9 protein-coding genes are annotated in these 13,192 nt (G+C 37.6%); 1 reads left to right on the forward strand and 8 read right to left on the reverse strand.

All coding sequences use genetic code 11. The annotated features are described in order from the left end of the window. Positions 1-4 precede the first annotated feature (4 nt). Both APF76_14935 and APF76_14940 read right to left on the reverse strand, forming a co-directional pair. Complete coding sequence (locus tag APF76_14935; protein KUO53084.1) at positions 5-6,391, reverse strand: hypothetical protein; 6,387 nt, start codon at positions 6,389-6,391, stop codon at positions 5-7. A gap of 19 nt (positions 6,392-6,410) precedes the next feature. Continuing rightward, entirely contained in the window at positions 6,411-7,844 is a 1,434-nt protein-coding gene (locus tag APF76_14940; GenBank protein ID KUO53085.1) for a hypothetical protein, read from the reverse strand. A 250-nt stretch (positions 7,845-8,094) separates the two neighbouring features. Here APF76_14940 and APF76_14945 point away from each other — a divergent pair, with 250 nt between their 5' ends. Further along, positions 8,095-8,664: a hypothetical protein gene (locus APF76_14945; GenBank protein KUO53086.1), complete on the forward strand. Its 570-nt coding sequence runs from the start codon at positions 8,095-8,097 to the stop codon at positions 8,662-8,664. A 479-nt stretch (positions 8,665-9,143) separates the two neighbouring features. Here the strand turns inward: APF76_14945 and APF76_14950 are convergent, their stop codons facing one another. The 6 genes from APF76_14950 to APF76_14975 form a co-directional block, all read right to left on the reverse strand. Further along, positions 9,144-10,595: an AAA family ATPase gene (locus APF76_14950; protein KUO53087.1), complete on the reverse strand. Its 1,452-nt coding sequence runs from the start codon at positions 10,593-10,595 to the stop codon at positions 9,144-9,146. 235 nt (positions 10,596-10,830) lie between these two features. Next, positions 10,831-11,448 (reverse strand): hypothetical protein, encoded by a 618-nt coding sequence (locus APF76_14955; GenBank protein ID KUO53088.1) that lies wholly within the window; start codon positions 11,446-11,448, stop codon positions 10,831-10,833. 21 nt (positions 11,449-11,469) lie between these two features. Next, complete coding sequence (locus APF76_14960; protein ID KUO53089.1) at positions 11,470-12,054, reverse strand: hypothetical protein; 585 nt, start codon at positions 12,052-12,054, stop codon at positions 11,470-11,472. Continuing rightward, the gene (locus tag APF76_14965) at positions 12,044-12,190 is read right to left on the reverse strand and encodes a ribonuclease Z (protein KUO53090.1); all 147 of its coding nucleotides are present in this window, start codon (positions 12,188-12,190) and stop codon (positions 12,044-12,046) included. The genes APF76_14960 and APF76_14965 overlap by 11 nt, the downstream gene beginning before the upstream one ends. Before the next feature lie 97 nt (positions 12,191-12,287). Beyond that, on the reverse strand, positions 12,288-12,512 hold the full coding sequence (locus APF76_14970) for a hypothetical protein (protein KUO53092.1): 225 nt from the start codon (positions 12,510-12,512) through the stop codon (positions 12,288-12,290). A gap of 63 nt (positions 12,513-12,575) precedes the next feature. Beyond that, complete coding sequence (locus APF76_14975; GenBank protein KUO53091.1) at positions 12,576-12,800, reverse strand: hypothetical protein; 225 nt, start codon at positions 12,798-12,800, stop codon at positions 12,576-12,578. Positions 12,801-13,192: the final 392 nt, after the last annotated feature.

Here is a 13,192-nt window from a genome sequence, read left to right on the forward strand (position 1 = left end):
GCTACTACCTCCTGCTCCCTATAATAAGATATCTTCCAAGCCTGTCTGTAACAGCTGTAATTGTACTCGAACCTGCTTCATACATGTTGTACTCAATAGGCTCCCAGATACCCCTATTCTCATCATACATGTGCAATTTAAAATCATCTAGCCTTCTCATATCAGCCTTTGGTTTATCAAAATCCATACTGAGGTTGATAAAAGAGCGAAGGTAATCTATTTTAATGTTTTCCCTACCTAGATAAATATTTGCTTCTAGAAGATAGGGGGTGGATAAGTAATTCCCACCAGTAACATTAAGGTTTTCATTTATTGGAGCTATTCTAAAACGGGCCCCAGCATCATCCCTGCTTTTATTACTATTGACAGTAGTATTATTAAAGGCACTTGGATTAAACTTAATTGAGAAATCCTTACCAATTACATTAATATCCTTTGCTCTGTTGTTAGCTATAACTGAAGCTGGTATGCTGATAACTATCTCATTACTACCCGCAAGCTCTCCTCTTAACAGATCAATGACAATATCCTTATCATCAAAATCCTTGGTGCCAATGTTAACATCTGCCCTTTGACCGACCCTTGTAAATTGAGTATTTTCATTTATCGCTCCATCATCATCTGGATAACCAACGCTTCTTCCAGTAGTTACCTCATTGCTCTCAATTGAAGGCGGAGATGAACCAAAGTTTCCTACTGCTTTTATCACAAATCTGTAATCAGTTCTCGGTTCCAAGTTGCTATAGAGATAACTTGTTAATTTAGTAGAAACTAAAAATTCCATTGGTTGATCATCAACTATAACAAAAATTTCATACTCTTCAGCACCCTGCACCTCACTCCAATGAACCCGTATATATCTATCATAGACAAGTTCAGCTGCTACACTATGGGGTGCTGTCAAATCTGGAAGAGCATAGCTGATATCTTCATAAATATCTGTAGCTCCACCATCACTATTAATCACTATCACACCCCTGTCATTAAGTCGTCCCAATGGAGTTTCAATAATCATGGTTTCGCTATCTATAAATTCCTCCAGGGTGCCATCAACTCCAGACAGGAGTTGATACGGTTCACCATCAATATATATAATATTTTTACCATCTTCGCTTTCCCCTGTTGCCAGAGCTTTAATTTCAGGATTAAAGACAATTCTAGAATCAATCTCATATCCTGCTCCCTTTAACTTAATGCTCTGTCCCCCTTCAACAGAAATGTTGGTAATCAGACTTGTCTCAGTAGGATCATCAGGGTCCACAAGCGCACTAATAGTAGGACTGCTTATATAATAGAAAATTCCACTCGGTCTAGACACAGCACCATCGTAATTTTCTATTTTTACTTCCACAGGACCTGGAACATTAGGAGGTGTTACAACACGTATGGTCCTGTAATCTAGTCTAGTTACATTATGGGGAGCAATTTGGACCTCACCAAAAAATACTAATGGCGGGTTGCCAAGGTGATCCTCTCTAAAGTCTTTTCCAACAATTATTACCTGTGTACCTCCCTTTGCGGGACCCTTATCAGGTGTAACACTCTCCACTTCAGGAAAAGATTCGCCCTTGATAAATTTAATGTAAATCGGCTTGGGCTGGACCTCATCAGAAGATGCACTACCGCCATCCTCATTAATCACAGTTACCCTAAAAAGCTGCCCTACTCTATCCTCAGGCACTTCAGGAACAGTAAACGTTAATCTTGTAGGTAGATTATAAGTTAAATAAATATCATCCGAGGGAATTATCATGATATTAGAAATCTGAACCACTGCACCTTCCCTAAAGTCACCACCTATGATACTGACGGTATTTCCACCCCTGTAATTTAAATTAAGTACCAGCACGTCCTGTTCATCGTCAGGCACAGGGTCTCTGCCGTCCATTGTCATATTGACAATATAAGGTCGGCTGTCAGGATTAAGATACTCTAATTCACCCTGAGCGATACTTCCATCTGGGTTAACAACATAAAGATTTACTTGTCCAACTGTATAATAAGCAGGAGTATGAACAATCAAGTGATAGCTCCCAAAGTATTCAACTGCAGGGGCATACCCAGCATCAACTAGAAGGCGATTTTCTACAATTTCAAAGCGAATTAATTCCTCAAATGGATAAGCAGTACCTTCAGATAGTAAATCTGTAGTATTAATAAAAACAGGTTCTGACCTAACACCTCTGTATTCATGGGTATATGTTTTTCCGTCAAGCATGATGGATACTCGAAGCACTCCATCTCCTGAGCCATCATACTGGGTAATAAGCCCACCAGGTAATCTGACAGTCGCTCTGTGGGACATGATTACTCCAGAATTTTCGTCCTCCCTTGGCAGATCTTTGTTAGTCCTATCTCCTACCTTCACCATGGTCAAATTCTTTTGCTCGGCAACAGAATAGCCTGTTTCAGTATCATAATCAGGTCTTAAAAGGGTTATAGAGCTCTCTGCAAATTCATTTCCTAATATTTCCACCCGATCTCCACCATATTTACTAGCCTCGCCAGGCACAATACTTGTTATTTCAGGCTTTAATATTTTATAGGTAAATGTAGTACTGTTTGAAATACCAGCATCATTATTGATTACATATACATCTACCGATCCATCTACTCCGGGGGGCACAATTACCTGGAGATATCCATAATTAAACTCAACAATTTCAGCTTCTTTATTTCCAAAATAAACCTTAGGTAAAAGAACTGATGTAAGAATTTGATAGTCTGAGTTATACTTGGAAGGAGCCTGATAATCTGAATCCTTCGGTGCCTTGGCTGTATACTCTCCGTCACCATCCAAATCTGTAAAGAACTCTCCTTGGTCGTACCTGAAATTTCCATTTATATCTGTGAAGGGTTCAAAATCTCTAAAATCGCTTCCAAAGATTTCAACAACATAACCGCCAGATGCAGCCTCCTCTACAGGGGAAATATAATCGATTACAGGATTACTTGTGGGAACAACATAGGTATAACCGCGAATAACACGATCAGTATCTATATTTTCCCTTTCCACATGTAGGGGTTTATCATATGAAATATTAAAGGTACCCCCATCAGGGTTAACCAAAACTATGGGCACTATAATTCTATCTGTACCCTTCTCTTTAATATCCTCATCATAAGCGGGCACCCTAACTTGCATTTCTCGGCCATCAAAGGAAACCTCAACATCCCCGGTAGGAACCTGCTGACTACCCAAAAATACCTTTGTCTTTTGATTACCAGTATCCACAAATTTGTAGGTTTCATTAGAATCATCAAGAATAAAAGTAATTATATTTCCGCCACTGTCAGGCCCCTGATCAGGTCTTACATCCTTTACAACCGGGAAAATCATCGGTGATGAAAAATAGCGAAAAGCATCAGTTAAAGTTTGACTCTTAATATCAGGGTTAATGATTGTAACATCATAATAGCCTGGTCCAGTCCAGGGGCTACCAGCTAGTACCGGTACTGTAAATGTCAGCGTACTGCTATCAATATACTGCACTTTGCTGCCTGTTATCTCATGGTAGCCTTCAACCATTTCTATAAGATAAGGGGTATAGGCTGTCAATGAAAGGTAAATCTCACCCTCACTATCTATTAAGGCTATTTCTCCTTTTTGCGGAAATTCTATTTCATAAATATAGCTTGCTCTTACAGCAGTAAAGACTTCACTATCTATATCGTAGCCAACAGTATAGCGGTTTCCAAGTCCATCTTCAATTACATAATTGTTTTGAACATCACGAATTATTCGATAGAATTTATTCGTATTTTCATCAACCAGCAAAACACTATTGAAATTGCTTCCCAGTTCAAGTTGTGCAATATTCTCTCGATACTCAAAAACATTATCTCTGACAATAAAGTCATCCTCAACAAAGGGAATTAACTCAATTTTGTTGTTAGGCTTTCTATTGTATTTGTTAATATCATGCCCATCCATAAGAACCCTGCTGCCAATAAGCCTGTACATCAAAAACTCATCAATGTTAGTTATATCATCGACGACAACAGTAGGGTCCGGTCTTAAAAAGCTCTCCCCTTTCATAGTAACTAGTGTATTAGTGGTCCCCTCTTCGGGATTAATGAAATATAACTGGGGTTCAGTATAGGTAGACGAATATGTAAATGGATGTGTAGCTATTCCGCCTTCAGGGTTTATGATCTGGAGCTGGGTAACTCCTGGTCTACCCGGAGGTGCAATAAAGGCGATAAACTGATTATCTCCTGAAAATTCAATGTCAGTAACTTCCTTGCCATCTATATAAACCTTGGCACCTGGACGTAGATTACTACCTGTAATCCAAACAGGAACCCCTCCGTCTACAGTAACCAGACTGGGATCCACATAGGTTATTCTAGGAAAGTCATTGACGCTGATTACCTTAAAACTTATCATTTCAAAAGATTCCTGATTTTCAAAAATATCGCTGCCACGTTGAGGGTTAAAAATTGTAATACTTCTGCTTGTCTCAGATAATACTGGAAAAGACGTAGCGCTATCTAAACCGGTTTTAACATAGATTAAAATAGTATCACCTATCTCATTGCCGGGAGTACCAGCAACTTCCACTCCATTTTTAAGCACCTCATATTCCAATGGAACATAAGTATTCTCAATCGGATCATAAACTCCACTTCCTGAAAGATTAGGATTAATATCTACGCCACCAATGCGTATTATGGGTTTGCTGATTCTTTCTATTCCGTTTTCGTCAAAATAACGGGTAACCAGAAAATTATCACCCTTAACAGCTATCAGCAGCTCATCTCCCACAGATGGGTGTATATAGTAATCTCCATCTGCATCTTCTGTAATAGGTATAACCGAAGGTATGACTTCTATAACATTAGGGACAACAGTCGAAGGATGATATGTAAAACCATCTTCCTCAATCACTTCTTTGACAATATCCAAGTCTGTCCTATCCTCGTCAATAAATTCAATCTTTGTCTCCATTCTTACAACTACATCATGGATTTGTTCCTCCTCAAGACCAAAGTTTCTCGTTTTTACTATGAATCTATTGATTGCTCCTAAATCATCAGGATCAAAGATGAACTCTATGATATCTAATTTGTCACCAATAGTTACAGTATACTGTCTAGTTACAGATACATCGTAAGTATCTCCTCCCAACTCTAACTTACCAGTTCCATAATCCATAACTATAACCCCATTTTGAATCTCAAAACTCTCATCCTCTAGATCGGCATCAGGGTTAAAATCAGGTATATTATGTTGGGCAAAATCATAACCGGAAATGGTTACCTCCCTTGGATTTCTAGATATGGCATTGTCAGGTTGGATGCTTACAATCCTGGGTTCATTTCCAATTCGAAAAACTGTAAACTCTTGGTCGTATACGAATGTGGAATGTAAACTTTGCTGAGAATTAGCATTAGTAAATACAATATGATATGGACCGGCAGCCACATCCGGTACTTCCACAGTAATAACATCATCTCCATCTTGTCTTTGCACACGCCGAAAGTTTGTTGCCATGTTTGCTACTGTAAAAAGGTTCGGATTGTCCAAATCACTAATAAAATATATATCATAGTCTTGATTGAAGTTTTGCCTGGTAAATTGAACATCACTTCCCGGCTGACCCGCATTGGGAAACATGGTCATTCCATCAAGTGCCAGATCTCCTGCAATCCTCACAGCATTACTATAAACAAAAACAACTTCCAGGGTATAATCATCTTCATCTACTGCAGCTCTTTCCCTGGCAATACTTATATTCTTAGTTCCCGGGGTAAATGGTTGTGCAGGGTTTTTGGGAATAAGATTCACCTGATTAGTCTGGCCAATAATTTCTTCCGCTTGTGCTTCAACGCTCCCAACCATTATTATATAATCTTCTGCATTAATTACTAGATTCACTAAAGTTGCAGAACCCTTTATGATTATCTCTTCATCCACATCCACAATGGATTTTTCTAAAGAGGTAATTACCGGAATAGAACCTTCGTTAACATTTTCATATATTATATTAACATCATTATAGACTGGTGGGTCTTCAGGATTTCCAGGAGTGCCTGATAATAATTCTTCACCTGATAAGACCGCCCGCACGATATTAGATTCTTCATCCATATCTATCCTAGCCAATATCAAAGACCCAAAATCATCAATATCAGGGTTAATAGGCTCACCTTCATCAGTTATTAATGTAAGTTCCTTATTAATCAACGCTTCTATTCGAACATCCTGGATTTCAATAACCTTTCTAGTATGGTTAAAATTTTCAAAGGTATTTCTAATAGTTACCCTTCTACTATCATCAGCCTTAGCAATCGGCATATTTACCGGCAGCATTGTAAAGGCGAAGAAGAAGAGCAGAGTGCAGCTTATGATTTTCTTAATAATCCTTTTTGTGGTTTTCCCCAACATGACATCTTCCCCCATTCTCCTATTCAACCACTACAAAAATTCCAGGGCTAAAGCTCTGCAGCACTATCCTTCTATCAACAAGGTTGACTGTATAGTAGTCTACATTATACCAACGCCTGGTAATCTCATCATAGCGTAACACCTTGAGGTTATCACCGCTACTATTACTAAATGGAATTGAAATTCTTGCCCTTTCAAATCTACAATTATCAGTTACTACCTGAATTAATTCTGATTTTATACTTCTTTCCCACAAACTTGTTTGAATGGACTGGGCTAAAAAAGGTTCTACCCTTCCTAAACTAATAGTAGCTTTTTCATTTCTAGAGCTACTAGAAGCTGATAAGCTAGAAACTGTTATATCAGCCCATTTAGACCTAGTAATAAGTTCACTAATTCTATCACCACTACGGCGGCCCTCAAACTCAACTTTACGTACCAGCACATCTTCACCCATCAGCTCATCAAGGTTAAACTCAAGCCTCCTAGCATCTCTATAGCGAGATGATAAAACCAGCGTATCTTCACTAGTTCTGATTGAACTTATTACATCACCCTGCCTGATTTCATTTTTCACTCTGTAATCAGCATTTGGAAGATGATCACCTTCTGGAAGAACACTAAAGACTCCATTGTACAGTTGTTCATGGCTTGAACTATTTTCAACGGTTACATCATACATACCGGCTTCAAGTCTCTTTTTACTCCTTGGCAAATACACTTCCAGATAAGGTGTATCTTCATTATTTCTTAGATAAGCCCTGTAAGCCTTTGTATCACCAAAATATACATCCACACTATCAGCAAAAAAGCCTCCACTAATTATGACCGATTTTTGCTCATCGTAGCCTTCTACCACACTACCCGGGGATATTCCCGTTATATATGGTATAGACATTGTATTAAACGACCAGATAGTCATTAAATTGCCGGATTGTATTTCATCATTCTCAAGAAGAACAATATTAGGATTAACTATCACATCATATGTTGTTCCAGCCTGAAGCAGCCTGATGGGAATATACAGATAAGCCTCCCCGGCTGACTGATTGTTGTTGAAAATATATTCATCTATGTATTCTGCCCGCTCTTCCGGCTCCATGGCAGTCAAGTAATTCAAAAAATCAAGGTCCACCAGGTTAGCATGGGCTGAACCAGCAGGAAAAAGCCTTGAAGTTACTATATTATTTAGACCATTAAATTCATTGAAAAAAAGCTCTCCTTCGGGGTCATCAAAGGTAATACGGATAAAATATCTCCTAGTATTATCAATAACCCTTGAAAAAAGGCTATGCTCATCATACATACCATCAGTATCCGGGTATTTAGCTTTGATAACTACCTCTGAATCTTCTGCATAAGCTGGAATTGCAAGAAACATTAATATAACTACAAAAATCAATAATCTTTTTATACTAAATTCATCCTTAGAAATACTTCCTATTAGACTCATTGTTACCCTCCAATTCCAGTTTTTATCTAAAAAAAGACCTATTCTATATATCGGTAATAGGCGACCCATCTTTAACCATTTCTACATCTGGAAAACTTTACATATTCTATCCTAATTCTGACTTTTTTCTACAAATCCTTTAAGATTTTTTTGAATTAATATTGTAAAACCAAAGAATATGTTAAGAAAGTAGTAAGAAATTTGAATACTAAAGCAAATACTATATAATAGCCTAAAGGAGTTGATTGAAGTGGATATTAGTAGTCTTGTTATAAAGGATTTTCTAAAAAAGATAAATTCAGAAAAACCAATACCAAGTGCTGGTTCTTCTCTGTCAGTAACGGGATCTTTAGGGGCTTCATTACTTGGCCTAACAGCCAAGATTACCTTAAGGAAGATCCCTAAATGTGATTATGAGCTGTTGAAGGAACTGGCTGATAAATCTGAAAAAGCTTCTCAGAAATTTTTGGAATTAGGAGATGCTGATATTTTAGTATATAAGCAGGTGATTGCTAAAGAGCCAGGTGCAGTAAAAAAAGCCATTGAAATACCCTTGGAAATGGCTCAAATGGCTTTGGATCTTGTGAATACTTATGAGCAAGTTGTACATATCTGCTACAAGCCGGTAAAAGGAGATGCATGGCTGGGTGTTGAGCTATTGAGAACTTGCGTAAAAAGCGCAGTCTATATTGCCGTTGTCAATATTGACTTTTTTAAGCCTGAAAACAAAGAGGAGTATCAAAAGCAAATATCTAGAATTGAAGATGAAATTGGGGTTGAATGTAGTCCAGATGGATGCACCATCCAATTGGATGATTAATGCATGTCTATCCCCCTATCTGGGAGTTATGTTATTATCTGTATTTTAACCTGCGTCTCTTTAATCTTATCTCCTGATGCATTAGCAGTAGTCCCTAGTATTTTATAGTAGCTCTCCATGCCCTGGAGTGGTTTCTTCTTTTTTGTAGAACTATATGAGCTGCTCTTCGTGTTTGCTGCTTTTAAAGAAGGTTCGCCAATAGAATTAATTACAGGTCTTACATCGAAGAATTAGAAAAAATTCAAGCACAAATTAAATAACAACTATTATGCTTTCTTCTATTCCCAGAGGAAAGCTTTTTCTTCTTTTATTTCATTACTCAGCATATCTTAGATGAAAACTCCTTAAAAGAAGAAGCTACTGGAAAAATACTGGTAGAAATTATTGCTATTCGGGGCGACTGTTGGTTGGAAGTTAAGGTCTATGGAGAGCTAGTTTTCTATCCTGTATCAAAGCAATGTTGGATTGTAAAGGGTGGTTTAAGATTTACTTCCCTTATAACCATACTTTTCAGCATTGCCAAGCAAATACAAAAACGCAAATGCAGGAATGCGGAGCAAACTTTTTTCTCCTTTGGTTGCTTGTATTCCATAATCATCTACTCGTTTAGTAATTACTATTGAGCAAGACGCTTGATCTGCTAATTCATAAATAGCATCCTTTTCCCCAACAGGTGCCTGTTCGCGATATTTTACCTCAATGAGAATTTTACCTCTAGGAAAATCTACTACAACATCAATTTTTTTACCTTTTTTACCACCTCGATAATAACCAACGCGAGTTGTATTTTGGTAATAAAATGCCGCAACGTGCTTATATACTGCAGTTTCAACCATAATTCCCATTTCTTCAGGATTTACTAAAAGATCATCTTGCATCAATACTGCATTGCGTATTGCCGGATCAGCAACATAAATCTTTGAACGAGCTTTTAGAAGTTGTTTGCCTGACATATCTACTGGATAGCTACGATAAATTAGATTTGCACTTTCCATATAAGTGATATAATCTTCTACTGTAGCACGGCTTACACTATTTAACTCCTTTGCAATAGCATCAATTGCAATAATATTGGAAGAACAATAGCAAAGATACAGAAAAATACGTTCCAGCTCTGTTGAGTTTCTGATGTTATACAGAGCAGGAATATCCCGTTTGAGAACCTTATCCACAACATCCTCACGCATGATATTCTGTGCTAAAAAATCATCTTTTGATAATGCCAACTCGGGAAACCCACCTACTTGCATATAGCGATTGAAATGCTTTTGCAAGACAGATAACCTAGTAAATAAGTCATTCCATTCACTTTTATTAAGGTGCATTAATCCTGTTGGCCTGATATCAGGCGATAACTGTGGTCTATCTTCAACATTTAATAATTCGCAATACTCATAGAAAGATAAAGTCGGTACCTGCAATACAGTCCAACGTCCTGCTCCGCTTTCTGCCGCCTTTTTAACTAACACCGGACTCGCTGAGCCAGTAGCTACAATTCTTGAAAGAGGCTGTGTATCATATAGCGTCTTTACCCATTGATCCCAATCTGAAGCATATTGAACTTCATCAAAAAAGTAGTAAGCATCCAACTCACCATATAGATTTTCATGATAGCACTCTAATATTTCGTTTAGCTTGCATAACTTTAAAAGGGGATGATCCAACGAAATAAAAATAATTCGTTTGGGATCAATTCCTCGAGCAAGTAAAGTTTCTATTATTTGATATTGAATAGTGGTTTTCCCTACTCGTCTAGTTCCCGTCAAAATAACAGCACGTCGTATGTCTTCGTGGTCAATGAGTTTGATCGCTTCATGGTAGGCAAATCTTTTGTATTGTTTACTAAACTCTGAACGCACTATACCACTTCTCCACCAAGGATTATACGCACTTAATACCTTCAATATGTTTTCCGTACTGGTTATTGCCATAGTTATCACCTTCCATAGAGATTATACGTCTTATCTGCATTTTTGTAAACAATATTGTAATGTATACTTATATTTATTTACAATAAAAATGTAAAATATACATTAAATTATATCCTCCCATCTTTCTATCCTTCATGGATTAAATTAGCAAATATAAGTTGCAATGCATCTGTATTGGAATAGTCAGAAGCTTTAATAAAATATAACCCGGAAAAAATTCCAGGTTATTTACTAGTTATAGTTGAATTTTTTCTCTGTCCTTCTTTGCCATTAGCCTGTATTGCAATAGGTTTTTTTCCATGAATGGGATAAAACAGTACTTTATGAACTCTTCCTTTAGAAGATCATCATTATTATTTATTACTGTAATTAAATGCAAGTGTCTGTAAGCCCGGTTTACTTTCTTGGCACTCTCCAATATTATTTGAAAGCTGCGTGTCAAAAGCAATGCGTCAACGTATAATTCATTATCAAAGAATATCCAGATAGTCTTATCCTTCTCAGGATGCTTAGTATAGCAAACTATTTTTGAAAGGACAACGTATCCCCAGGCTCCATCCTCCCTTGCTATTGGCTTTCTTATCTTAACTGGTACAAGTACAAGGTCCTGATGCAGGGGTATTGGTACTGATAGCTTTCTATCCACAAGCTTTGAATACTTCGCACGAGCCGTTTCCACATCTACTGTAAAAAACTTGGCCAAATTCTTAATAACTGTACAGATTTTTCTCCCATCTATAGCAACTGTACCATCATCAAGATGAACCTCTGTCATATTAGCTCCATTTTCACTATAAATTGGTACCAAGCAGTTAATATTCTGCCATATTCCTTCAAAGGATAACTTTTCCATTTATCCCACCTCCTAGCTGACCTAATTATAAATCGAACATTTGTTCGTTGTCAATACAGTTTTTACCTGATCTTCTATATTAATTCTTTCTATTAAGGCCGGAAATCCCATATCCCTTAGAGCCGTTACAGTATTTAAAGCTATATTTTTATCGAAATAAGTTCCAACCTTCACCTGCCACATCCAGGGAACATCTGGATACAACGCTAGCTTTATTTCATTCCAGTTGAAGAGCTTGCCTGGACACTTTGTACTGCTTCCTTTGACAAGCTTGTGTAATAATATGTTCTCTAGTTTAATAGAATGCTTCAACTGAAGCCCTTGGAGTAGTGGAATAAGACTATTGATTTGTTCGGCATAGGGGCTACGTTCCTCAAAATTGCCTATCAGAGCCACTCCAATACTCCTAAAATTCATCCTATCACCTATACAATGGGCCCCTGGAATATCCAAGGGTCTTCCAGTTATGACCTTACCATTATTTTCTATGATATAGTTATAGCCAATATCCCTGAAACCTTTTTGTAGGTGATTTCTTTTTACATGCTCAGCATCTGTTTCCTCAGCACCTGTATGGTGCAGTACAATGAATTCTCTAGGACACATTCTTCTCAACCACCCTTCCAAGTTCATTTATAGCTATGGTTAATTCATCTAGTTTCTTTTCAACCCTTACCAGGAGATATATGGCTACAACCATTGGAAAGCCAAAATTCCCCACCTGGGTTAAAATCATTTCCATATTTTCACCTCCGGATAACAAAAATTCAGAAGTCAGAAGCCAGGAGTCAGAATAAAACCTAACCCCTGCCCCCTGTACAACTGTCCAACTTAAAATCTTACTCCTCCACTATTGCGAATTCGGTAACCTCTCTGGAAACAATTCTTGCTCCGGATACTGCAACCAAATCACCTCTGGGGGATGTAAAAACATCCTCAGCTAGAATGGCATCCATAGCAGCCTTAACCTCAATATCGGTTAAATCTACTTTAGGATCCACCAGGCCTATAGTTGACCTGGTTCCTGCTTCATTTAAAAACTGTAGTTCTAATCTAGTAGTAATCACTTAAGTTCACCCCCTTTCTTCCCTTACGGTTTCTCCCCATTTTCATCCATTAGATTGACATTACTCGAAAATCAGGTCACTTTCTGTAACCTTTCTGATGGCAGTAACAGGATACTGCTGAAGCTGTCCAAGTTGATCACCAACATTGTAAATTGCTTCGTCAGTTGCTTCTGGCTTTACCCTACTGAAGTTCCTAGAACGAACAACTGGTAATCCATCGTCATCCATACCTGTCTGTACCAACACTTTTAACCCTGAGTCTATAACTGAACTAATAACTGGCATGTATTTTCACCTCCTCTCTTTTGAAGTTATTTACATGATAAACCCCAGAGGTGAAAAAGAAAAAAACCGACCTAGAAGGCGGTTTTGTCTACTTATACTTTAATAGAGTTTGAACTATATTCTTTTTATTGACTCAGATTTCAAGTCGGCACAAATATTCGTCCAAATAGCCGATTCAGAAACATGTGGGACAATATTATAATGCAGATTATCTAATTCTTCTTAGGATAATTTCTTCATGTCTGGAAACTTCCTTTTCAATGCGATTTAACTGTTGTCTGGTTTGTTCATGGCCATCAAAAAGGACATCTATTTTTGACTTTATGTCATGTTCAATCATCATTTCAAGATTCTGCTGTCTTGCTTCAAGACCTTTTAGTCCCATTTCAAGA

The sequence above is a fragment of the Desulfitibacter sp. BRH_c19 genome (assembly GCA_001515945.1).
Taxonomy (GTDB): Bacteria; Bacillota; DSM-16504; order Desulfitibacterales; family Desulfitibacteraceae; genus Desulfitibacter.

What these genes read in the sequence shown, in the direction of transcription:
- APF76_14935 (KUO53084.1), bottom strand. Translation starts at nt 6,391, where the DNA reads ATGTTGGGGAAAACCACAAAAAGGATTATTAAGAAAATCATAAGCTGC.
- APF76_14940 (KUO53085.1), bottom strand. Translation starts at nt 7,844, where the DNA reads ATGAGTCTAATAGGAAGTATTTCTAAGGATGAATTTAGTATAAAAAGA.
- APF76_14950 (KUO53087.1), bottom strand. Translation starts at nt 10,595, where the DNA reads ATGGCAATAACCAGTACGGAAAACATATTGAAGGTATTAAGTGCGTAT.
- APF76_14955 (KUO53088.1), bottom strand. Translation starts at nt 11,448, where the DNA reads ATGGAAAAGTTATCCTTTGAAGGAATATGGCAGAATATTAACTGCTTG.
- APF76_14960 (KUO53089.1), bottom strand. Translation starts at nt 12,054, where the DNA reads ATGTGTCCTAGAGAATTCATTGTACTGCACCATACAGGTGCTGAGGAA.
- APF76_14965 (KUO53090.1), bottom strand. Translation starts at nt 12,190, where the DNA reads ATGGAAATGATTTTAACCCAGGTGGGGAATTTTGGCTTTCCAATGGTT.
- APF76_14975 (KUO53091.1), bottom strand. Translation starts at nt 12,800, where the DNA reads ATGCCAGTTATTAGTTCAGTTATAGACTCAGGGTTAAAAGTGTTGGTA.